This is a genomic window from Cupriavidus pinatubonensis, assembly GCF_019602855.1.
Classification (GTDB): domain Bacteria; phylum Pseudomonadota; class Gammaproteobacteria; order Burkholderiales; family Burkholderiaceae; genus Cupriavidus; species Cupriavidus pinatubonensis.
The window spans coordinates 441393-462781 of sequence record NZ_CP080766.1 but is presented as its reverse complement, the minus strand read 5'-3'; the positions used below and the strand labels follow the sequence as shown (position 1 = coordinate 462781).

Genomic DNA, 21389 nt, shown 5'->3' with positions numbered 1-21389 from the left:
TCCTGGCACATAACGATCATGAACTTCAATCTCACTTCCGAGCAGCAGATGCTGCAGGACAGCGTGGCCCGCTTCGTCGAGAAGGACTATGACTTCGAGGCTCGCACCGCGCTGGTCAAGGCCGGTTCGCGCTGCGACGCGAAGCACTGGAATACCTTCGCAAACAACGGCTGGCTTGCCGCCGCGCTGCCGGAAGAGCAGGGCGGCCTCGGCGGTACGCTGCTCGACACCGTGCTGATCGCGGGCCAGCTCGGCCGCGGCCTCGTCATCGAGCCGTACCTCGGCTGCGCCGTCGCAGCCGCACAGACGCTGCTGGCCGCCGCCACGCCCGCCCAGCGCGATGCGTTGCTGCCGGCCGTGACGGAAGGCTCGCGCAAGATTGCGCTGGCTTACAGCGAAGCCGGCTCCCGCGGCCTGCCCGCGCCGGTATCCACGCATGCCGACGCCGCGCCGGGCGGCTACGTGCTGAACGGCGTCAAGACCCTCGTGCTCGGCGGCACCGAAGCCGACGCGTTCATCGTCTCGGCCATGACGCCGATCGCCGAGCCGGCCAGCGCCCATGATGGTGGCGAACTGCGCCTGTTCGTGGTGGACGCCGATGCACCGGGCGTCAGGCGCCGCGCCCTGCCGCTGCATGACGGTACGTGGGCTGCTGAAGTGACGTTCGACGGCGTTGCCGTCAAGGCTGATGCGCTGCTCGGCGAGCCGGGAACCGGTCTGGCCGCACTGCAGCAGGGCCTGCTGCACGGAACCACCGCCTTGTGCGCGGAAGTCGTAGGCGCGATGGAAAAGACCATCGAGATCACGTCCGAATACCTGAAGGTGCGCCAGCAGTTCGGCGTTCCCATCGGCAGCTTCCAGGCCCTGCAGCATCGCATGGCTGACATGGCCGCCGAAATGGAAGTCGCGCGCTCGATGCTGTACGCGCTGCTGGCCGCCGTCGAAACCGGCACGCCGGAAACGATGCAACGCACGATGTCGCAGGCCAAGGTCCTGATCGGCCGCGCCGCCAAGTACGTATGCGGCCAGGGTATCCAGTTGCACGGCGGCATCGGCATGACCGAGGAGTACACGGTCGGTCACTACTTCAAGCGCGCGGTGGTAGCCGATGCGCTCTTCGGCAACGCCGACCTGCATGAATCGCTGGTCGCCCAGGCGTTGCAGCAATCCCTGACCACGGAGTGAGAACGAGCATGAAAGTCTACGAAAAGATCAGCGACCTGCAGCCTCTGGTGGGCGAAATCATCGGTACGAGCGATTGGGTGAGTGTTGAGCAAGGCCGTATCAATCAGTTTGCCGACGCTACGGGCGACCATCAGTGGATCCATGTCGACGTGGAGCGCGCCAAGGCCGGTCCGTTCGGCACGCCGATCGCGCACGGCTTCCTGACGCTGAGCCTGCTGCCCGAGTTCACCAATCTTGCCTATCGTGTCAATGAGACCCGCTCGGGCGTGAACTACGGGCTCGACAAGGTACGTTTCCCTGCGCCGGTGCCGGTGAACAGCCGGCTGCGGGCGCAGTTCAAGCTGCTGTCGTATGAAGCGCTGGAAGGCGGCGGGGCGCAAACCAAGGTAGAGATGATTGTCGAGCGGGAAGGGGGGCAGAGGCCGGTTTGTATTGCGGAGTCGATTGTTCGGAGATATCCGTAAGGTTTTGTCTTCGTTGGCAGGGGCGGTGTTGTCGTTCTTGGCAGGCGCCGCTGTTTCGCCGGAGGTTCGTGATTTCCCTTGCCGCCCCGAAATGTCAATCTGGTGCCCCGGATTGTCAAAACGCTCCGCGCTGTTGCTGGATACTTGCTGAGATTGGCCAAGGCCAACGGTATCGACATCCGACGCAAGATCGCAAGGAGATGAGCATGGAGCTGAAGGACAAGGTTGCCATCATTACGGGTGGCGGGCAGGGTGGTGGGGAAGGCATTGCGCGCGTGCTGGCACGTGAAGGAGCCAGGATTGCCGTGGTGGATCTGAACCTTGACGCTGCGACACGCGTTGCTTCGAGCATTGATCCGGATGGCAAACGTGCAATCGCCATCCGCGCCGACATCAGCAAGAAGGCCGATACGGAAGCCATGGCACGCCAGACGCTGGAGGCGTTCGGCACCATCGACATCCTGGTCAACAACGCAGGCGTCGGCGGCGCCTCCGCGCTGGTGTGCGACGTCACGGAAGAGAACTGGGACCGCGTGATGGGGGTGAACGCCAAGGGCATCCTGTTCTGCTGCCAGGCGGTCATCCCTGCCATGAAGGCGCAGGGCAAGGGCAAGATCGTCAATATCGACTCCATTGCCGGCATTCGGATGGCCTACTTCAGCAGCGTGGATTACACCGCATCCAAGCACGCGGTCACGGGCCTGACGCAGCATCTAGCATGGGAGCTTGCGGACCAGCGCATCAACGTCAATGCGGTGTGCCCCGGCGGTATCCTGACGCCCGCCATCGAAGCGTATGCGAGCGCGGAAAAGCGCGAGGCGCTGATCCGGCGCACGGTGCCGCTGGGCAGGTTCTGCAAGCCCGAGGAAATCGGCGAAGCGGTATCGTTCCTTGCCAGCGACCGTGCGGACATGATCACTGGCCAGTTGCTGGCCGTGGATGGCGGCACGCTTACCGGCTATGGCGAGGACCTGCGCGCGGTGCTGCGCCAGCGGCTCCAGGAAGATCAGGCTCACTGAGTACAGCGCAACTGGCAGCCTCGCCGGCCTGGCCCCTTCTGAAGCGGGCCAGCGCGGCAAGGCTGCTGTCAGCAGTTCAGGGCACGTTCAGTAGTGGATGATGCCCGGGGTTCCGCCGCCGACCGGGATGGCCTCGCCGTTGATGGCCACGCTCAGCGGTGAAGCGAGGAAAGTCACCACGCAGGCAACCTCGCGGGCATCGACCATGCGGCCGAGGCTGCTCTTCGTCGCCGCCCACGCCTCGGTTGCCGCATCGGTCTTCTCGGTGCGTGTCGGTCCGGGATGGACCGCCGTGACATTGATGCCCTTCGGGCCGAGTTCATCAGCGAGGTTCTTGGTGATGGCCGCCACGCCGACATTGCGCAGCGTGGCGACGGGCCGGCCCGTATGGTAGATCGCCAGGCCACCGATATTGATGATGCGGCCCCAGCCATTGCTGGCCAGATGTGGTGCCAGCGCCCGAGCGGTGCGCAGATAGCCGATGACCTTGATATCGATATCTTCGAGTGCCTGCGCATCGACGATCTGATCCAGTTGCGTGGCCGGCGAGATGCCGCCCGGCAGCGCCGCGGCGTTGACCAGGATGTCGATGCCGCCCAGCGCTTCGATCGCTTGCTCCACCATGGCGTCGACAGAAGCCTTGTCGGCAGTGTCGACCGTGAGCGGCACAATCCGGCGGCCGGTCAGCGTCGCAAGTTCCGCTGCGGTCGCTTCCAGCGCGTCTTTCCCGCGCGCAGCGAGCACGACATCCACGCCTTCCTGTGCGAGTTGCAGCGCAATCGTCTTGCCAATGCCGCGGCTGCCGCCGGTCACGATTGCACGCTTGCCTTTCAACTTCAGGTCCATGATTTCTCCGATATCCAGCAATGGCTTTGGGGCGATCGTGCCATAAACACGTCGCCCCGTTGATCGTGATGCGGCTGGCGCACTGGCGGCGGTGCCCGCGCCAGCCCGCAACGGTTACGGCACCAGCACGGTAGCGCCGCTGGTCTTCCTCGATTCGAGCGCGCGATGGGCCTCGGCGGCATCGGCCAGCGCGAAGCTCTGCCGGGGCTCGCTCGTGATCTTGCCGGCCAGCACCATGTCGAACACTTCCTTCGCCATATCCAGCATGTGCGAGCGCGGCGTGGCGTAGTGCACCATGGCCGGACGCGTGACCCACAGCGACCCCTTGGCCGCCAGCGTGCGGCTGTCGATTTCCACCGGACCCGAAGTCGTGCCGTTGCTGACGAGGGTGCCACGTACCTGCAGGCAGGACAGCGATGCGTCCAGCGTCGACTTGCCGATCGAGTCGAAGACGACCGGCACCTTCTTGCCGTCGGTGATCTCCATCACGCGTTCGACGATGTTCTCGCGCGACGTGACGATGGTGTGCGTGCAGCCATTGGCCCTGGCGACCTCGGCTTTTTCGTCGGAGCTGACCGTGCCGATCATGGTCACGCCAAGCGCGCGTGCCCACTGGCATGCGATCAGTCCGACGCCGCCCGCTGCGGCGTGATAGAGGATGGTCTCGCCACCCTTGAGCGGGTACACCTGGCGGAACAGGTACTGCGCCGTCATGCCTTTCATGATGAGCGTCGAGGCCGTGCGGTCGGACACGCCATCGGGCAGCGGGATCAGGACTTCCGCAGGCATCACGCGTACATCCGAGTATGCGCCCTGCGGCCCAAGCAGGTAACCGACCCGGTCACCGACACGGATATCGGTCACGCCCGGGCCGACGGCCTCGACCACGCCAACCGCATCGGAGCCCAGCCCGTTGGGCAGTTGCAGCGGATAGTGGCCGGTGCGGAAGTAGATGTCGATGAAATTGACCGCGATATAGGTGTGTCGCACACGGGCCTGGCCCGGGCCGGGATCACCGACTTCGACGGTTTCGAGCTTGAGGACGTCGGCGCTGCCGGTTTCGTAGAAGCGGATTGCTTTTGCCATTTAGGTCTCCTGGAGAAAGTTCATGCCGGTCCGGTGCCCGCAAGGGCGGACCTCATGGCTGAATGTGGTAGGTCTTGACGATGCCGGCATTGCGCTCGTATTCCGTGCGCAGTGCCTGACTGAGTTCCGGCAGGCCCTGGACCGGCACCGGCTCCATGCCGAGCGCCGCGAACCGTTCCTGCACATGGGGTTTGGATGCCGCCTTGTAGACCGCGGCCTGGATTTTCTGGCTGACGTCGGCAGGCACTCTGGCGGAGACGAAGACACCGCCCCAGTTGCTGAAGTCGATATCCGGATAGCCTAGTTCCGCAAAGGTCGGAACCTGCGGCAACAGTGGCGAACGCTGCTTCGCCGCAAGCGCGTAGGGCCGCAGCTTGCCGGCCTTGATCATCGGCAATGAGGTCACCATGCCGTCATACATCACGGCGATCTGCCCGCCCATTACCTGGGTCAAGGCTGGCGGAGAGCCGGCAAATGGCACGTGCTGCAGGTCGATGCCCGCCTTCTGGTTCATGATCATGCCGGCATAGTGGCCCACCGTCCCGGCGCTGGGCGACGCAAAGCTGAGCTTGCCGGGGTTGGCCTTGACGTAGCGAATCAGGGCTGGCAGATCCTTGGCCGGCAGGTCAGGCGACCCGACCAGCACCATGGTCACCTTGCTGACGGCGGCCACGGGCTTCACGTCCTTCACCGGATCGAAGGAAACCTTCATTACCTGGGGCACTTCCGTGAAGACATTGGTGAGGGTGACCAGGATGGTCTGGCCGTCAGCCGGCGCCGCCAGCAGGGTATTGATGGCGATGCCGCCACCGGCGCCTGGCTTGTTGTCGACGACCACGGGCTGGCCCAGGTCGACTGTGAGCTGTTCGGCCAGCACGCGCGCGATGACGTCCATGGTGCCGCCGGCGGGCGCTGGCACCAGCATGCGCACCGGTTTGCTGGTCCAGGCCATGGCAGCAGGCATTGCGGCGGCCAGGATGACTGCGGCGGCGGCCTTGCGGAAAGCGAAGAGGGCGGGGTGATTGGACATGTCGGACTCCGTCAGGGACTGGATAGGCGGCCGCCCTGGCCGCAGCCAGGTCGCTGCAGTACGGGCGGCCTGGCGCATCACGCAGCGCGCAGCGGCAGGTTCCGGATGCCGGCCTGGCGGTTGGGCGCCATGCCGTGGGCGGCCAGCGTTTCTTCGGCGCTGTCGTACCACGTGCCGATGCGGTAGATCTCGCGCGCTTCCTTGCCCGAGGCGATCTCGCGGCCCAGTTCATTCGCCACGCGCACGCATTGTTCGATCTGCTGCACCGAAGTCATGCGGTTGCCATGCTGGTCGATGATGGTGTCCTCGATGCCGCAGCGCGGGTGCAGGCCCATGGCCATCGCCATCATGTTGAACGGCAGCACGTTCTTCAGCAGCGATTCGGCGGTCAGCGTGCAACCGTCCGGCGCGCGATGCACGAAGTTGAAGAAGTTGAACGGGTTGGGGCCGTCGAAGCCGCCGCCGATGCCGATCCACGTCAGGTTCAGCGGGCCTTTGTAGTGGCCGGCGCGCACCAGGCGTTCCAGCGTCTCCATTGCATGGATGCCGGTGAGCTGGAAATGCGGCTGGATGCCGGCGTTGCTCAGGCGGCGCAGGTGCTCTTCGACCCAGCCCGGGCCGGCTGGCACGGTCATTTCGCGGTAGGCGGCCTGGTAGGCGGGCTGCTCCAGCGAGGTACCCTTCAGGTACTCGGGATAGAGCAGCTCCATGATGTTCATCTGGGTGGTGTTGATCGCCACCGTCACCTGGTCTGGCTTCGGCGTGAGTTCGGCCAGCATATGGCGGGTGTCATCCGACAGCCACTTGGCGGCTTCGCCTTCGTCTTCCGGCGCGAACGAGATCGAGCCGCCGACCTGGATGATCATGTCCGGAACGGCAGCGCGCACGCCGGCGATCAGCTCATTGAACTTGGACAGGCGCTTGGAACCCTTGCCGTCGAGTTCGCGAACATGCAGGTGCAGCACGGTGGCGCCCGCGTTGTAGCAATCCACGGCTTTCTGCACCTGTTCTTCCATGGTCACCGGAATGTCTTCCGGGAAGTCCTGCGGCATCCACTCAGGGCCATACGGGGCTACGGTGATCACCACTTTGTCCTGGTTCTCCGGGTGCAGCGAATCGTCGAGAAATTGCATGGTCTCCTCCTGATGGTGAATGGCGCATTCATTGGCGCCCGTTTGACGGTCTTTGATTCAAAGGCCACGACGCGATGCGCGTGGCTGCGCTTAGCTGTGTCGCATCGATACGTCTTCTGCCTGCGCGCAGATGCGCGCTACGCAGTCGGCATCCGGAAAGTCGGCAAGGTACGCAAGCAGTGGGCCGAACGCGCGATCCTCATCGTCGGGCACGTTGCAGCGATTCGCTGAGCCGTACGCGGCGTTGACCTTGTCCCAGTCCGCTTCAGTCAGGTAGCGCTGCGCCGCCGGCAGGATGACGCCTTCCTCGCGTCCCATGCGCGCCCAGACAAACTGCGTGTAGTGATCGACCTTGCCCAGCAGCTCGGCAAGCGGGCCACCTGTTGCAAACCGCTCAATGGCCTCGGTGAGCGCGCCGGCCCATTGCGCATCGCGTTCATGCTGGCGTTCCAGTTCGTCCAGCTCGGCGTCGGCCCGGGCCGTGCGCCGGCGCAACCTGTCGTAGAGGCAGGCCTGCTTGCGCGGATGGTGGCGAGCGAGCGGGAAGGTCTCGATAAACCGGATCATGTCGCGCATCACGACCACATCCGCACCGGCGTCGCGGTCGTTCGCAGCCGTGAGCATGTCCAGCCAGGCGCGCAGTACGGCACTAAGAGCGCGGTGCTCGTCGCGGATCGCGCGGATGGCGGACTCTGGCATTGCCGGAGCATGATCCGGCATGGCGAATACCGGAAGACCGGCCGCGAGCACCGCCTGCACGAGCGATCTTGTCATCGCTTCTTGCCCACGAGGGCCGATGAAGACCAGGTCACAGCCAACCTCTCGCGCGGTTGCGGGGATGGCGGCTTGCGCGTCGCCATCGAGCAGGCCAGCCGACGCGCATGGGACCCCTTGTGCCCGCGCCACTGACTCGGCCTTGGCGAGCAGTTCGCGGCCGCGAACCATAGAGGCGCGCGGCACTGCGGACTGCGGCGGCACATGGACGAACGTGATCCGTGCCGCGGCGATGCGTGCCAGCTCGATGGCGCCGATGACCGTGGCCATGCAGGCGTCCGCTTCGTCGAGCGGCACCAGCAGGTGGTGGCACGTGATGGCGTCGGCATCGCGACAAGGACGGCTCATGCCGGCACCCCGACCCGCTTACGTCCCTGCTTCAGCGCGCACACGTCCATGTACTGCATCGAATGCCCCCAGGTTCCGTTTCGAGCTGGACGGATGCTAGCCCCGGCACGCCCGATACGCCCCCTCCGCGGAGGAGGGGGCGATTGCCCGCCAAGCGCGCCGTGTGCCTATAATGAGACACCAGATTCCGAGCCAGGCACGCCGCCCCCAACGGCAGCGCGAAGCCACGGACGCTGCATTGCCGCGCGCGCAGCCCGGCACGCAGGCCCCGGCGAGCGTCGCACCCCAGCCAACCAGTACCTGCCAGATGACCTCCGTGAACCGTGGCGCCGGTGCCGCGTTTTCCGAGCTTGCGCTCAAGACCATGCCGCCGCGTGCACCGCGGCACCTGCTTGCGCGCGCGCGCCTGAGCCTTGACAGCGAGGCGCTGCGCGACCGGCCCGCGATTGTCGTGCAGGCGCCGCCGGGTTTCGGCAAGACGCTGCTGCTGGCGCAATGGCGCCGCGAGTACCTGGCGCACGGTGCGGCCGTGGCCTGGATTTCCGCTGACACGCACGACGATCCGCTGCATTTCCTGCAATGCCTGGTGCTTGCTGTCCGCGCCGGCGGCGCGCGGCCCGGCTTTGGTCGCACGCTGCTCGAAGGCGCGGCCGCGGCGCCCGGCAGCACAGAAGGGCTCACGGCCTGGCTTGCCGAGGTGGCCCAGACCTCGCTGGATCTCGTGCTGATCGTCGACGAAGCCGAACGTCTCTCGCAGGACGGCGTTGCGGCATTGCTCTACCTGCTGCACAACGCGCCGCCCAATCTGCGCATCGTGGTCGCGGCACGCGGCGGGTTCGACACCGCCGTCGCCGAACTCACGGCGTATGGCCAATGCGCCGGCATTGGCGCGCAAGCGCTGCGTTTCCGCTTCGATGAGACCCTGACCCTGGTGCGCAACCGCTTCGGCGACCGCGTCGATGCCGACCGTTGTGCGCGCCTGCACGAGTTGACCGACGGATGGCCGCTGGGCCTGCAACTCGTGCTGGCGGCCATGGAGCGGGGCGCCGATCCGCGCAGCGTCGTGGATACCATGGCGGCCCGCCCGGCCGATGAGGGCGAGCACCTGGTGGGTGGCCTGATTGCCAAGCTCACGCCCGACGACGTCGCGTTCCTGACGCGCATTGCCGTCGTCGACCACGTCCATCCGGACCTGTGCCGCGCGCTGACTGGCGACGAGCAGGCGCCGGGACATCTAGCGCGGCTGATCCGCGAAACACCGATCTTCGTTTCCAGCGACGGCAGCGACTGGTGCCGGCTCCACGCGCTCGCGCGCGGCGCGCTGCAGGCTCGCCTGGCCGAGGTGCCCCGCAATGAGCAGGCCGAACTGCATGCGCGAGCGCTGCACTGGCTTGCCGAGCGCGGGATCACCGAGGAAGCCGCGCGTCACGCGCACGCGGCGGGCCAGCATGCACTGGCCTACGAGCTGGCAGGGCGCTCGCTATACGACGCCGTGATGCAGGGGCGGCTGGGTACCGTGCTCGAATGGCTGGAACGCCTGCCTGACGCGGAACTGGACCGCTACCCGGGCCTGCGCCTGGCCGCTGCGTGGGTGCTCGCGCTGGGCGAGCGCCATGCGGAGGCCGAGGCGCTGGTCGCGCGTATGCTCGAAGGGGCAGGCGACGATACTGTGCTGCGCTACGAATGCGCGCTGATCCTGAGTATCGCGGCCTACTACGCGGACCAGCCGGACCGTTGCCTGGCGCTGCTCGAGCCATGGCAGCAGCAGCCCGCCACGCACGACCCACGCCTCGCGCAGATGCATGCCAACCGCATGGCAATGGCCGCGATCCTGCATGGTCAGACCGGCAATGCGCGGCGCCATCTGCAGCTCGCGCCACGCGGCGACCTGGGCGAAGGACATCGCTACGCGGCGCGCTGGGGCGAGTTCGTGACCGGGCTCAGCTACCTGCGGGAAGGGCAGATGATGCTGAGCGAAGCGATCCTGAGGCCTACGCTGGCAAGCGCGGAAGCTGATCTCGGCCGCCGCCATCCGCTTTCCTGCATGCTCGCGTCGCTGCTGGCTGCGGCGGTCTACGAGAACGGACGCGTCGACGAAGCCGCTGCGCTGCTCGCCAACCGGCTCGACGTGCTGGAGCGGTCGGGCACGGCCGAGACGTCGTTGCTGGCATACCTGACTGCGGCGCGCGTGGCGGCCCTGCAGGGCGTCGAGCACCGCGCACTGGACCTGCTCGAAGCGTTGTATGCGGTCGGCGTTGCGCGCCGGACGCCGCGGCTTTGCATGGCGAGCCTGGCGGACCAGGTGCGCATGCACGCCGGACGCTTCCGCGCCGAGACGTGCCGGGCCCTGATCGTCCGTCTTGATGAGCTCGTTGCCGGGGCAGAGGCGGACCACGGCCCGCTGTGGCGCCGCGACGTGGTGCTGATGCAGGCCGTGGCACACGCCAATGCGGCAATCGCGGCCCAGGACTGGTCGTCTGCGCTCGATGCGCTGCGCCGCGCGGCGCCTGCGGCGGAGGCCATGAAGCTCGGGCGCAAGCGCATCGAGATCATGGCGCTGGAAGCGTTCGTGCGTCATCGCGCGGGCGAGGACAGCCGCACGCTCATGCTGGAAGCCATGAATCTTGCGCAGACCTATGGCCTGGCCCGCACCTTTGCTGACGCGCATCCGGCACTGGCCGACTGGGCCAGACGCCTGGTGGAGGAAGAGACCACGGAGCCGGGCGCCGGCCAGCCGCTGCCGGTCGCGCGCACGCCGCGCCGCGCCGAACGTGCGGTGACGGAGCCGCGCGCCGTGGCCAGCACGGTGCTGACGCCCAAGGAACGTGAAGTCCTGGAACTGCTGGCGCGCAATCTCTCCAACAAGGAGATCGCGCAGGCCATCGGCGTGGGCGAGGTCACGGCCAAGTGGCATGTGAAGAACCTGTTCGGCAAGCTCAGCGCCGGCACGCGCAAGCACGCCGTACGGCGCGCGCAGCTGCTGGGGCTGCTGGAAGGTCTCGAGTAGTCCCGTCCATTCGTGCCCGCTCTTTCGGGTAGTTTCGCCCCCTCCTTCACGCAGGGGGCGAAGGAGGCGGCGCGCTTCGGATAATCGGAAGGCCCCAACCACGGTGCGCCAACCGGACCGACTCGTGCCCATGACACTGAAACGCAGACTCTATCGCGGCCGCGACGTGCGGCGTGCCCAGAACATTGCCGAACTGCGCGCGATGGCGTCAGCGCGGCTGCCCAACTTTTGCCTGGAATACCTGGAGGGCGGGGCGGACGATGAACTGACGCTGCACCGCAACCGCGCCAGTTATGACGCCATCGCCTTCACGCCGCGCACGCTGGTTGACGTCTCGGTGCGCGATCCCGGCTGCACGCTGTTTGGCCAGCGCATTGAAATGCCGGCGGTGATTGCGCCAACCGGCTTCAACGGACTGCTCACACACGAGGGTGACCTGGCGCTCGCGCATGCCGCGCGTGATGCGGGCATCCCGATGTGCCAGAGCATGGTGTCGACGGTTGCGCTCGAACGCGTTGCCGAAACGGGCGTACGGCACTGGATGCAGATCTATCCGTTCAAGGACCGCGAGAATCTCGCCGGGATCGTCAGGCGTGCCGAGGCGGCGGGCTCGGAAGCCATCGTCGTGACGACGGACGTGCCGGTGCTTGGCAACCGCGAGTGGGACCGGCGCAACTATCGCGCCCCGATGAAGCTGGATGTTGCCAACCTGATCAACGTTGCCCTGCGGCCAAAGTGGTGGTGGGACGTGCTGGTGCCGCACGGCATGCCGCACTTCCGCAATCTCGGCGACATCCTTCCACCGGGCCAGGACGATGCGCGCAATGCGGCCACCTTCCTGTCCCGGCAGATGGATCCCTCGCTGAACTGGCAGGACGTGCAGTGGCTGCGCGATTTGTGGCCGCGCAAGCTCATCCTCAAGGGCATCGTGCGGCCTGACGATGCGTTGCGCGCCCGCGCGCTTGGTGTCGACGCGCTGGTCATCACCAACCACGGCGGGCGGCAACTCGACAGCTGCGTGGCGCCGATCGAGGTGCTTCCTGAGATCCGCGCGGCGGTCGGCCCGGACATGACGCTGATCGTCGACAGCGGCCTGCGGCGCGGCGGCGATTTCGTCAAGGCGCGCGCGCTCGGGGCCGATGCGGCAATGTCGGGCCGTGCGACGCTGTATGGCCTTGCGGCTGGCGGCAGGACCGGGGTTGCGCACGCGCTGGCAATCCTGCGTGCCGAGATCGATCGCACGCTGGGCCTGCTCGGCTGCCCGGCGCTCACGGATCTGGGGCCGGACTGTGTCAGCAGGCCAGGCGCGATGCGCGGCGCCTAGCGCCTGATTTCCGGTGCCGTCCGCTGGCGGCGCCATGCCGACACGCTGCAGCCGTAGCGCGTGGCAAACCACCTGGAGAAGGCGCTGAGCGAGGAAAACCCCATCAGGATCGCCACGTCCGACAACGGTCGTTCGTTGTTCTTCAGGTATCTCGTGACGAGCTCGACCCTGACCGCATCGACGACGGACAGGTAGTTCTGACCATAGGCCGCCAGATGGCGATGCATGGTCTTGCGGTCGATGCCAAGCTGCCGGGCCACCTGTTCGGCCCCGCACTCGCCGGTGGGCAGCAGCGCGAATACCAGTTTCCGTACCTTGTCCGGCATGGTGGAATCGGACTGTGCCAGCTTGGTATCGAGAAATTCGCGCGCATGGCGGCCCAGCGCCGTGTCCGACGTCGTGCCCGCCACGTCGAGATCCGCGGCGGACAGCAGGATGCCATCGAAATCCTGGTGGAATCGCACCGGTACGCCGAACACGCGCCGATGCGTGGCAAGGCTCGCCGGCGCGGCGTGGGTGAAGCAGACGCTGCGCGGCTTCCATGCATCGCCCGACAGCAGCTTGAACAGCCGGAACCACAGGCAGATGATGAACTCGGTCGATTGCCGCATGGAACCGTCCACGGACACCAGGAATTCAAGCCTGACCACCGCGGTGTCCCCGACTTCCTCGAGGCGCAGATCGAGTGCTTCGTTGAGCAAATGCAGGTAGCGCGCCATCGCCCCCAGCGCGTTGCGCAGGGTGGCGCCCTCGCGCATCACCGTCCACAACGGGCCCAGCGTGGTCAGTTCACGCGCTTCCGCGACGCGTAGCCCGAGGTCCTCCAGGCCCGCAAGCTGTGCCGAATCCTCCAGCAACTGCATGACCGACTTCGCAGGCACGCGCATTTCCGGGTCGACCAGCGCCGTCGGCCGGATACCTGCTTGCCGCAGTTGACGGTAAGGGTCCAGGCCGAGTTGGCGGGCCACGTCAACAAACTCCGTCAGGTTCACGTGTTGCAGCAGCGTCGACATAGGAGTTCCCCCAGGTGCCCCAAAATGTAAAGTCACTGCCCCGGAATGTCAACGCATCGCGCGCCGGCTCTTCAATACTTGCATCGACCCTTTTGCTTCGGCCTCTACCTACAATCTTTCGGAGTCGCAATGCGTGTCGAGCCACTTACCTGTTCCATCGGCGCTGAACTGGTCGGCGTCAGCCTTGCCGATGCCATCCACGATGACGGCTTGTTCGCCGGCATTCGTGAAGCGCTGCTCAAACATCGTGTCCTGTTCGTGCGCGGGCAGGACATAACCGCCGGCGAGCACGTCGCCTTTGCGCGCCGCTTTGGCGAACTGGAGGACCATCCGGTCGCGGGCAGCGATCCCGAACACCCTGGGCTGGTCCGCATCTACAAGAGCCCCGAAGAGCCCACTCCGCGTTACGAGAATTCCTGGCACACCGATGCGACCTGGCGCGAGGCCCCGCCGCTCGCCAGCATCCTGCGCTGCCGCGAATGCCCGCCGGTCGGCGGCGACACCATGTGGAGCAATATGGTGCTTGCCTACGAGAACCTGCCGCAGCACATCAAGGACCAGATCGCAGGACTGCGCGCGCGCCACAGCATCGAAGCCAGCTTCGGCGCGGCCATGCCGATCGAAAAACGCCATGCCCTGAGGGCCCAGTTTCCGGACGCCGAGCACCCTGTGGTCCGGACGCATCCCGACACCGGCGAGAAGGTGCTGTTCGTAAACGGCTTCACCACCCACTTCACGAACTTCCATACGCCGGAGCACGTGCGCTTCGGGCAGGACTTCAACCCGGGCGCGGCCGACCTGCTGCGCTACCTGATTACGCAGGCCTACATTCCCGAGTACCAGGTGCGCTGGCGCTGGACGCCGAACAGCGTGGCGATCTGGGACAACCGCTCGACCCAGCATTACGCGGTCATGGACTACCCGCCATGCCATCGCCGGATGGACCGTGCCACGGTGATCGGGGATCGCCCGTTCTGAGCGGCACGCCCCTTCATGCTTCCCCATTGCAACGCAAACCAGACTGAGACACTGACAATGAGCCAGATCGACCCCAACCTGCTCAAGGACAAGGTTGCCGTAATCACCGGCGCAGGCCGCGGCATCGGCCGCGCCATCGCAATGGCCTATGCCAGCGCCGGTGCTGCGGTGGTATGCAGCGGCCGTGGCGAGGCCGACATCGCGCAGACCGCTGCGATGATCCGCGAAGCGGGTGGCAGGGCCATTGCCCAAACTGCAGACGTGGCGGACTACGAGAGCGTCAAGACGCTGTTCCAGCGAGCCAGCGATACCTTCGGCGGTGTCGATATCGTGGTGGCCAATGCCGGTGTCGCGCTCGAGCAGCGCAGGATCGCTGACGGCGATCCAGCGCTCTGGCGCAAGACCATCGATATCAACCTGACCGGTGCGTACCACACCGCCCACGCCGCCATTGCCCATCTGCGCCGCCGCGGGGCCGGCAAGATCATCATGATCGGTTCGGGCCAGCGCCAGCGGCCTGCCCCGGGGTTCTCGGCGTACTCATGCTCCAAGAGCGGCCTGTGGATGCTGACGCAGTCGCTGGCGACGGAACTGCAGGAGGACAACATCAGCGTCAATGAGCTGATACCGGGTCCGGTCCGGACGGACATGACGCGCGATGTTCCGGTGCCGCCCGGCGAATGGTTCAAGGATCCTGCGGACGTTGTCCCGCTTGCGCTGTTCCTGGCCGGCATGCCCGATGTTGGCCCCAGCGCGCAGAGCTACAGCCTGATGCGCCGCGCCTGATTCCCGCGACAACCGAAGGCTGCAATGCCTTGCAGCCGCCGCCCGTGCAAGGAGGCCCATGAGCCGTTTAGTCCGCAGTGCCACGCTGTCCCGCTATACCGAGGTGGCCCGCTCGGTGGGGCTGGATCCATTGCGGATCCTGGCAGAAGTCGGGCTGCCCAGAACCTGCCTGGACGCCGGCGACAACCTGGTCTCCGCCAACGCGGTCTGCCGGCTGCTCGAAATGTCCGCAGCCGATTCCGATGCCGAAGACTTCGGCCTGCGCATGGGGGAGGGCCGTCAATTGTCGGTACTGGGGCCGCTCGGCATGGCAGTGCGGGACTCGCCGACGTTGCGCGATGCGCTGGGGGCGATGGTGCGCTATATCACGCTGCACAGCGAGGCGCTGTTCCTCGGCGTGGAAGAACGCGAGGGCGCGCTTGTGATCCGCGTGTCGCTGATCGTGGAGCACGCCGGCTCGACGCGCCAGGCCGACGAGATGGTCGTGGTGTCGCTTTACCGGATGCTTCAGGAACTGATCGGGCCAGGATGGCGCGCGCGGCGGATCTGCCTTTCGCATGAGGCCCCAAGGAGCCTGGCATCCCATCTGCGCGTGTTCGGTCGGGCCGTCGATTTCGGTTGCGACTTCAACGGCATCGTTTGCGAGCTGAAGGACATGGACGCCATGCCGCGCGCCGCGCGCCCGGAGCTGGCGCAGTACGCGCATGCCTATCTGGATTCACTGTCGGCGCGTGCGACCCTGTCCATGACCGAAAACGTCCGGCGGATGGTGCTGTCCTTGCTCCCTTCGGGCAACTGCAGCGTGGAACGCGTCGCCAGCCAGCTTGGCGTCGACCGGCGCACGGTCCATCGCAAGCTGCTGCAGGAAGGCGCGAGTTTCAGCAGCATTCTCGATGAGGTCCGTGCCACGCTGGCGCTGCAGTATCTGCGGCACTTGGAGCGCCCGGTCAGCTACGTGGCCGTGTTGCTCGGGTTTTCGATGCAGAGCGCGTTCTCGCGCTGGTTCCGCGATCATTTTGGCTGCAGCCCCAGCGCATGGCGCAGCGAGGGCATGCAGCCGGCGCGGCCCGTGCCGCGGCAACCTCTGCTAGCGGCGAGCCCCGAGCAGCGCATGTAGCACGGCGTTGCTCAGGCCATCTGCGGCCAGACAATGCGGTGCTCTGCTTCGATCGAGAGCGTTACGGCGGAGTCAGTATCGATGAAGTTCGCTTCGTCCGGCTTGACTGACTCGCGGAAGAGTGGGGAGCACACTGCAGCCTGCAGCGAGGCATCATCTTCGAACCAGATCTGCGCCGCGCCGTCGAAGTGGGTTGGGCCTTGATCATCGACAGCGGGCAGCATCGCACTCTGCACATAGCGGCGTAGTCCCGGCACCGATGCAGCCAGCGGCCCGTGCGTGCCGCGCCAGTAGCGCAGCATGTCTTCCCGGCTGAGATTCGACTTGCGCCGGAAAAAGGTCATCCGCTTCGGCAACGATTCCTCGCGGGCGATCGATGCGCCGGCGTGCACGACGTGATCCGTTGTCTGCAAACGCACGCAATGCTCCGGGTCGACCAGGTTGCCGGCGCCTGCCAGCGTCGACCTGGCATAGTCGGCGCTATGCAGCAGCGCATCGAGCGCGGCGGCATCATCGACCCAGATCTCGTCCACGGTATCGTAGCGCGCGACCTGGCCGGGGACGGCGCGGACGGTGCTCTGAACGTAGCGCCGGACACCCGGCAGGCCGGCTACCAGCGGCGCCTGAACGTCGCGCCAGTCGCGCAGGTACTCCCGGCGGTCCACGTCGGCGCGCCGCATGCTGAGGAAGATGAGGTGGATCATGTCGCGGCCATTCCGGTTGTGACGGCGGGCGCGCGCTCCAGCGCATCGAGAATCCGCGCGAATCGCGCCTCCAGGCGCGGCCGCATGCGCGTTGGCGTGAAAATGTAAAACTCGCCCGCGCGCATCGCCTCCAGCGTGTGGCTGGCCACCAGCTCTGGCGCCGTGCCAGTGGCCACTGCGGCCCTGAACGATTCGCTGGCATGGTTCGAGCGTTCGGCGATCGGCGTCTTCACCGGACCAGGACAAAGCACGGATACACCAATGCCGGTGCCGCGAAGCTCCTGCTCGAGTGCCTCGGAGAGGGCCACCACGCTGTATTTCGTGGCCGCGTAGGCGCCCATGGGGAAGTCGCCGTTCACCCATAAGCCTGCGCCCGATGCCGTGCTGACGAAATGCGCGGGCTCGCCGTGCCGGCGCAGCAGCGGCAGGAAATGGCGGATACCGTGAATGACGCCAAACACATTGATGCCGAACGCGCGCGTCCAGTCCTGCTCGGACAGAGACGCCAGTTCGCCGCTCATATCGATGCCAGCGTTATTGAAGACCAGATGGATGCGTCCGAGCGTCGCTTCGAACTCCGCCGCCGCGTCGCGCACGTCCGCATCGGAGGAAACGTCCAGCACGCGCGTGCAGATGCGCCGGCCGGTCGGTGCGAGGCGCTTGCGCGCGGCGTCAAGCCCGCGTGCGTCAATGTCGGCCAGCGCAAGGTCGGCACCGCGCGCTGCCAGTGCCTCGGCCAATGCCAGGCCGATGCCGGACGCGGCGCCGGTGATGATTGCCGTCTTGCCCTCGAAATCCTGAAGGCGCGGTCGGGAGTCAGATTGAGTCATGGAGATTGACAGGTGAGAGTCGCGGCATTTAGCCGATGACGGATTCCGGCGCCAGGCGCACAAGCTGCTTGCCGATGTTCTTGCCGGTAAACAAGCGGTTCAGCGCGGCCGGTGCCTGCTCGATGCCTTCGACAATGTCGACCCGATACTTGAGCTGGCCGTCCCTGACCCATTTCGCCATGACTTCCACGGCTTCGTGGAACCGAGAACGGTAGTCGGCAATGAGGAAGCCTTCGATGCGGGCGCGTTTCATGATGACATTGCGGAACATCTTCGGGCTCCACCAGTCGCCGCTCGCGTTGTAGGTGGAGATCATCCCGCACATCGCGATACGCGCTCCCGGGTTGATCAGCGCCAGCACGGCATCCATGGTTTCGCCGCCCACGTTCTCGAAATCGACGTCGATGCCGTCCGGACAGGCGGCGCGAAGATCGGCGAGCACGTTGCCGGCCTTGTAGTCGACACAGGCATCCAGGCCGAACTCTTCCCTGACGAGCCGGCACTTGTTCTGGCCGCCGGCAACGCCGACTACCCGGCAGCCGAGTATCTTGCCGATCTGGCCGGCGATCGAGCCGACGCCGCCTGCGGCGGCCGACACCACGATGGTCTCGCCAGCCTTGGGCCGGGCAATGTCAAGCATGCCGAAATAGGCGGTCATGCCGGAGTTGCCCAGCACGCTCGCATAGGCATGCAGCGGCAGGCCGTACTCCACCGGGACACGCCGGGCCGTCTTCGTGACCGAATACTCCTCCCACGCCATGCCACCTTCGACGATGTCACCGGCCTTGAAGTCCGGGTGATGGGACTCGGTCACCACGCCCATGGTGACGCCGCGCATCACCTCGCCAAGTGCCACCGGGGCCATGTACTGGTCGATCTCGCTCATCCACACGCGGTTGGTCGGTGCCACCATGAGATAGATGTTGCGCACCAGGATCTCGCCGTCGCCCGGTCGAGGCAGCGGTGCTTCCACGAGCTGCAGATCGTTGTCGCCGATATCGCCGACGGGGCGCTGCCTGAGGATCCAGCGCCGGTTCATGGTCTTCATGCTTGCTCCTCCAAAATTGGTACGTGGCGCCGTGTGCGTGCTGCACTGCCAGTCGCCGCAAAGCGTCGCCGCTCAGTCTTCCAGCGCGGCATATACGATGTTGCGCAAGAGGGACCGGTATCCGGTGCGCGTCGCCAGGTCGTTTTCCTGAAGCATCAGGATGGCGATCAGCTGCTCTTGCGGATCCGCCCAGAAATAGGTCCCGAGCGCGCCGCCCCAGTAAAAATCGCCGATGGAACCGGGTACCGGGCTCAAGCCCGATGCGGTGCGTACGCCCACTGCCAGGCCATGGCCCTGGCCGAGATCAGGCAATGGCGCGTTGATGCCGAGCCCGGTTGTCGAACCGCCAAATCGCGTGGACTGCGGAAGGTGGTTGCCAAGCATCAGTTCGACGGTCTTGCGTGAAAGCAGGCGCACGCCATCGAGCGCCCCGCCATTGAGCAGCATCTGGCAGAAGCGCGCATAGTCGCCGGCCGTCGACAGCAGGCCGGCGCCACCGGAATGCCAGCGCGGCGGGTGGTGTTCGTCGTAGTCGAATAGCGCGGTGGATTTTCCGGATGCGCCGGATGGCAGTGCCAGCCCGGCACCGTCCTGCCTGATCAGGTGGAAGCCCGTGGCATGCATGCGCAGCGGCTGCGTCACGCGCTCCGCGACGAAGCGGGCGAGGTCCATGCCCGAGACAATCTCGATGATGCGGCCCAGCACGTCGGTGGACATGCCATATTCGAATACCTCGCCCGGCTGGCATTGCAGCGGGATGGCCGCCAGCTTCGCGACCATCTCCGCATTGGTCTGTGCAGGGTCCATGAGGCCGCTTTCGCGATACTGACGCTGCACCAGCGAATCGCCGAACTGCCCGTAAGTCAGGCCGGACGTGTGCCGGAACAGGTCGTGAACGGTCATGGCGCGGCGCACGGGTTCGAGTGCGAGGCGGCGTTCGCCGGTATTCGCATCGACCGACTCGACGCCGACCTGGAGGCTGGCGAACTCGGGGATGTAGCGTTCGACCGGGTCGTTCAGGGACAGCCGGCCTTCTTCCATCAATATCAGCGCCGCCACGCCGACAATGGGCCGCGTCATCGCGGCAATGCGGAAGACCGAATGGCGCTGCATCGGGCGCGACGGCGTATCGGCTTGCTCGAAGCCAAACGCCTCGGACCAGGCGATCCGGCCCTTGCGCGCCACAAGCACGACTGCGCCGGGGATCTTGCGCCGGTCGACATCGGCATGGATCACCGATGAGATCGACTGCAACCGCCGGGTGGACAGTCCCACCTGTTCGGGGGAAGCCGCGTGTTCGAGGGCACGGGTGAGAGGCAATGCAGGCTCCTGCAGGATTCGGCAAATCGAGGAGGCTTGGCGCGATGCGCCGTGCCGGTATGTGTGCCGATTCTAGGCAGAGGGGCGGTCCGGTGAATGATCCCAGGGGGCTTTGCCGTGACCGTTGGGGACATCGCGCCAGCGGCTGGAGAGGGAAACCGGAGGAGAGGAGCGTTTGGCGAAGGTTGGGGAATTGCCCATCGTCGCGACGGACTGAAGCGTGCTCCGGCAGGCAGCAATGCCAATGCCGCCGGAGCCGCGGGCCGTCAGGGCTGGATGTTATAGGCCTTCACGATGGCAGCGTTGCGATCGTATTCGGTGCGCAAGGCCTGTCCAAGCTGGGCAGGGGTTTGCGGCGGCACGGTCTCGAAGCCGAGGCCGGTGATCCGTTCCTGCACCTTGGGCGTTGCGGCCGCCTTGTAGACCGCTGCCTGGATCTTCTGCACCACGTCTGCCGGCACCTTTGACGAGACAAACACACCCGCCCAGTTGTTGAAGTCAATGTCGGGATAGCCCAGCTCGGCAAACGTCGGCACCTGCGGCAGCAGCGGTGAACGCTGTTTCGCGGCCAGCGCGTAGGCCTGCAGCTTGCCGGCCTTGATCATCGGCAGCGAGGTCACCATGCCGTCGTACATCACGGCAATCTGTCCGCCCATGACCTGTGTCAGCGCGGGCGGAGAGCCGGCAAACGGCACGTGCTGGAGATCCATGCCTGCCTTCTGGTTCATGATCAGGCCGGCGTAATGGGCGACCGTTCCCGAGCTGTAGGAAGCAAAACTGAGCTGGCCCGAATGGGCCTTCACATAGCTGACCAGGCTCGGCAGATCCTTGGCCGGCAGGCTCGGCGACCCGACCAGCACGAGCGTCGACCTGGCCACCGCGGCCACAGGCTTCACATCCTTCATCGGATCGAAGGAGACCTTCATCACATGGGGGATCTCCGTGAGCACATTGGTGGTCGACACCAGGATGGTCTGCCCGTCTGCCGGCGCCGCCAGCAAGGTGTTGATCGCAATGCCGCCGCCGGCGCCCGGCTTGTTGTCGACCACCACGGGCTGGCCCAGTTCGGTGGTGAGCGCTTCGGACAGCACGCGTGCCAGCACATCCATGGTGCCACCGGCAGGTGCAGGGATCAGTACCCGGACCGGCTTGTTGGTCCATGCCATGGCGACGGGCATGGACAGGGCCAGGACAGCGCAAACGGCGGCGTGGTGCACGCGGGTCAGGGCAGGGCGAATCGGCATAGTTGTCTCCCCGGTTATGGGTATGGGCTGGAGTTGGGTGCCATGGACGACGGAAGTCGTGCCAGAAGTATGGGCGGTCGATGCAAAGCCCCTTAACATTCGGGGGCAAATATTTGACATTTCGGGACAGTTA

General features: G+C 66.0%; 19 protein-coding genes. 8 read left to right on the top strand and 11 right to left on the bottom strand.

All coding sequences use genetic code 11. The annotated features are described in order from the left end of the window. Positions 1 to 18 precede the first annotated feature (18 nt). The 3 genes from K2O51_RS02175 to K2O51_RS02165 all read left to right on the top strand — a co-directional run bounded on the left by K2O51_RS02175 (position 19) and on the right by K2O51_RS02165 (position 2668). Positions 19 to 1185, top strand: coding sequence for an acyl-CoA dehydrogenase family protein (locus K2O51_RS02175; RefSeq protein WP_220630434.1), 1167 nt, complete (start codon positions 19 to 21; stop codon positions 1183 to 1185). 8 nt (positions 1186 to 1193) lie between these two features. Then, entirely contained in the window at positions 1194 to 1649 is a 456-nt protein-coding gene (locus K2O51_RS02170) for a MaoC family dehydratase (protein WP_011299962.1), read from the top strand. Positions 1650 to 1855: 206 nt separating this feature from the next. Next, complete coding sequence (locus K2O51_RS02165; protein WP_140949235.1) at positions 1856 to 2668, top strand: SDR family NAD(P)-dependent oxidoreductase; 813 nt, start codon at positions 1856 to 1858, stop codon at positions 2666 to 2668. An 87-nt stretch (positions 2669 to 2755) separates the two neighbouring features. On the opposite strand, the gene K2O51_RS02160 is transcribed toward K2O51_RS02165, so the two are convergent. The 5 genes from K2O51_RS02160 to K2O51_RS02140 form a co-directional block, all read right to left on the bottom strand. Beyond that, positions 2756 to 3514 (bottom strand): SDR family NAD(P)-dependent oxidoreductase, encoded by a 759-nt coding sequence (locus tag K2O51_RS02160; protein WP_220630433.1) that lies wholly within the window; start codon positions 3512 to 3514, stop codon positions 2756 to 2758. A gap of 114 nt (positions 3515 to 3628) precedes the next feature. Continuing rightward, positions 3629 to 4600 carry a quinone oxidoreductase family protein gene (locus K2O51_RS02155; RefSeq protein ID WP_011299965.1) on the bottom strand — a complete coding sequence of 324 codons (972 nt, stop codon included), beginning with the start codon at positions 4598 to 4600 and terminating at the stop codon, positions 3629 to 3631. Positions 4601 to 4652: 52 nt separating this feature from the next. After that, the gene (locus tag K2O51_RS02150) at positions 4653 to 5630 is read right to left on the bottom strand and encodes a tripartite tricarboxylate transporter substrate binding protein (RefSeq protein WP_041680138.1); all 978 of its coding nucleotides are present in this window, start codon (positions 5628 to 5630) and stop codon (positions 4653 to 4655) included. Between the two features lie 77 nt (positions 5631 to 5707). Next, positions 5708 to 6763 (bottom strand): beta-keto acid cleavage family enzyme, encoded by a 1056-nt coding sequence (locus tag K2O51_RS02145; RefSeq protein WP_011299967.1) that lies wholly within the window; start codon positions 6761 to 6763, stop codon positions 5708 to 5710. Between the two features lie 90 nt (positions 6764 to 6853). Next, a complete protein-coding gene (locus K2O51_RS02140; RefSeq protein WP_011299968.1) occupies positions 6854 to 7885 on the bottom strand; it encodes a hemerythrin domain-containing protein in 1032 nt (343 codons plus the stop codon). Between the two features lie 307 nt (positions 7886 to 8192). Between K2O51_RS02140 and K2O51_RS02135 the strand changes: the two genes are divergently transcribed. Then, positions 8193 to 10892 carry a winged helix-turn-helix domain-containing protein gene (locus tag K2O51_RS02135; protein WP_041680139.1) on the top strand — a complete coding sequence of 900 codons (2700 nt, stop codon included), beginning with the start codon at positions 8193 to 8195 and terminating at the stop codon, positions 10890 to 10892. Positions 10893 to 11022: 130 nt separating this feature from the next. Further along, positions 11023 to 12216: an alpha-hydroxy acid oxidase gene (locus tag K2O51_RS02130; protein WP_220630432.1), complete on the top strand. Its 1194-nt coding sequence runs from the start codon at positions 11023 to 11025 to the stop codon at positions 12214 to 12216. On the opposite strand, the gene K2O51_RS02125 is transcribed toward K2O51_RS02130, so the two are convergent. Beyond that, positions 12213 to 13229 carry an AraC family transcriptional regulator gene (locus tag K2O51_RS02125; RefSeq protein ID WP_011299971.1) on the bottom strand — a complete coding sequence of 339 codons (1017 nt, stop codon included), beginning with the start codon at positions 13227 to 13229 and terminating at the stop codon, positions 12213 to 12215. The genes K2O51_RS02130 and K2O51_RS02125 overlap by 4 nt on opposite strands. A gap of 129 nt (positions 13230 to 13358) precedes the next feature. On the opposite strand from K2O51_RS02125, the gene K2O51_RS02120 reads away from it, so the two are divergent. The 3 genes from K2O51_RS02120 to K2O51_RS02110 are packed head-to-tail and all read left to right on the top strand — an operon-like array spanning position 13359 to position 16110. Continuing rightward, entirely contained in the window at positions 13359 to 14207 is an 849-nt protein-coding gene (locus K2O51_RS02120) for a TauD/TfdA dioxygenase family protein (RefSeq protein WP_011299972.1), read from the top strand. A gap of 57 nt (positions 14208 to 14264) precedes the next feature. Next, complete coding sequence (locus K2O51_RS02115) at positions 14265 to 14993, top strand: SDR family NAD(P)-dependent oxidoreductase (RefSeq protein WP_220630431.1); 729 nt, start codon at positions 14265 to 14267, stop codon at positions 14991 to 14993. A 58-nt stretch (positions 14994 to 15051) separates the two neighbouring features. Continuing rightward, positions 15052 to 16110 (top strand): AraC family transcriptional regulator, encoded by a 1059-nt coding sequence (locus tag K2O51_RS02110; RefSeq protein WP_011299974.1) that lies wholly within the window; start codon positions 15052 to 15054, stop codon positions 16108 to 16110. A gap of 11 nt (positions 16111 to 16121) precedes the next feature. On the opposite strand, the gene K2O51_RS02105 is transcribed toward K2O51_RS02110, so the two are convergent. From K2O51_RS02105 to K2O51_RS02085, 5 genes are all read right to left on the bottom strand, one after another. Next, positions 16122 to 16814, bottom strand: coding sequence for an EthD family reductase (locus tag K2O51_RS02105; RefSeq protein WP_220630430.1), 693 nt, complete (start codon positions 16812 to 16814; stop codon positions 16122 to 16124). Beyond that, the gene (locus K2O51_RS02100; RefSeq protein ID WP_011299976.1) at positions 16811 to 17644 is read right to left on the bottom strand and encodes an SDR family NAD(P)-dependent oxidoreductase; all 834 of its coding nucleotides are present in this window, start codon (positions 17642 to 17644) and stop codon (positions 16811 to 16813) included. The genes K2O51_RS02105 and K2O51_RS02100 overlap by 4 nt, the downstream gene beginning before the upstream one ends. A gap of 28 nt (positions 17645 to 17672) precedes the next feature. Then, positions 17673 to 18692 (bottom strand): NADP-dependent oxidoreductase, encoded by a 1020-nt coding sequence (locus K2O51_RS02095; protein ID WP_220630429.1) that lies wholly within the window; start codon positions 18690 to 18692, stop codon positions 17673 to 17675. Between the two features lie 72 nt (positions 18693 to 18764). Then, a complete protein-coding gene (locus tag K2O51_RS02090; protein ID WP_220630428.1) occupies positions 18765 to 20012 on the bottom strand; it encodes a serine hydrolase domain-containing protein in 1248 nt (415 codons plus the stop codon). Between the two features lie 266 nt (positions 20013 to 20278). Then, positions 20279 to 21256, bottom strand: a complete 978-nt coding sequence (locus tag K2O51_RS02085) for a Bug family tripartite tricarboxylate transporter substrate binding protein (RefSeq protein ID WP_011299979.1) — start codon at positions 21254 to 21256, stop codon at positions 20279 to 20281. Between the last annotated feature and the right edge of the window lie 133 nt (positions 21257 to 21389).

Bases quoted from the DNA above. Each gene is read 5' to 3' on its own strand.
- K2O51_RS02105 (WP_220630430.1), bottom strand. From the start codon at position 16,814: ATGATCCACCTCATCTTCCTCAGCATGCGGCGCGCCGACGTGGACCGC.
- K2O51_RS02170 (WP_011299962.1), top strand. From the start codon at position 1,194: ATGAAAGTCTACGAAAAGATCAGCGACCTGCAGCCTCTGGTGGGCGAA.
- K2O51_RS02130 (WP_220630432.1), top strand. From the start codon at position 11,023: ATGACACTGAAACGCAGACTCTATCGCGGCCGCGACGTGCGGCGTGCC.
- K2O51_RS02150 (WP_041680138.1), bottom strand. From the start codon at position 5,630: ATGTCCAATCACCCCGCCCTCTTCGCTTTCCGCAAGGCCGCCGCCGCA.
- K2O51_RS02100 (WP_011299976.1), bottom strand. From the start codon at position 17,644: ATGACTCAATCTGACTCCCGACCGCGCCTTCAGGATTTCGAGGGCAAG.
- K2O51_RS02165 (WP_140949235.1), top strand. From the start codon at position 1,856: ATGGAGCTGAAGGACAAGGTTGCCATCATTACGGGTGGCGGGCAGGGT.
- K2O51_RS02145 (WP_011299967.1), bottom strand. From the start codon at position 6,763: ATGCAATTTCTCGACGATTCGCTGCACCCGGAGAACCAGGACAAAGTG.
- K2O51_RS02095 (WP_220630429.1), bottom strand. From the start codon at position 18,692: ATGAAGACCATGAACCGGCGCTGGATCCTCAGGCAGCGCCCCGTCGGC.
- K2O51_RS02135 (WP_041680139.1), top strand. From the start codon at position 8,193: ATGACCTCCGTGAACCGTGGCGCCGGTGCCGCGTTTTCCGAGCTTGCG.
- K2O51_RS02110 (WP_011299974.1), top strand. From the start codon at position 15,052: ATGAGCCGTTTAGTCCGCAGTGCCACGCTGTCCCGCTATACCGAGGTG.
- K2O51_RS02155 (WP_011299965.1), bottom strand. From the start codon at position 4,600: ATGGCAAAAGCAATCCGCTTCTACGAAACCGGCAGCGCCGACGTCCTC.
- K2O51_RS02085 (WP_011299979.1), bottom strand. From the start codon at position 21,256: ATGCCGATTCGCCCTGCCCTGACCCGCGTGCACCACGCCGCCGTTTGC.
- K2O51_RS02115 (WP_220630431.1), top strand. From the start codon at position 14,265: ATGAGCCAGATCGACCCCAACCTGCTCAAGGACAAGGTTGCCGTAATC.
- K2O51_RS02125 (WP_011299971.1), bottom strand. From the start codon at position 13,229: ATGTCGACGCTGCTGCAACACGTGAACCTGACGGAGTTTGTTGACGTG.
- K2O51_RS02140 (WP_011299968.1), bottom strand. From the start codon at position 7,885: ATGAGCCGTCCTTGTCGCGATGCCGACGCCATCACGTGCCACCACCTG.
- K2O51_RS02160 (WP_220630433.1), bottom strand. From the start codon at position 3,514: ATGGACCTGAAGTTGAAAGGCAAGCGTGCAATCGTGACCGGCGGCAGC.
- K2O51_RS02120 (WP_011299972.1), top strand. From the start codon at position 13,359: ATGCGTGTCGAGCCACTTACCTGTTCCATCGGCGCTGAACTGGTCGGC.
- K2O51_RS02175 (WP_220630434.1), top strand. From the start codon at position 19: ATGAACTTCAATCTCACTTCCGAGCAGCAGATGCTGCAGGACAGCGTG.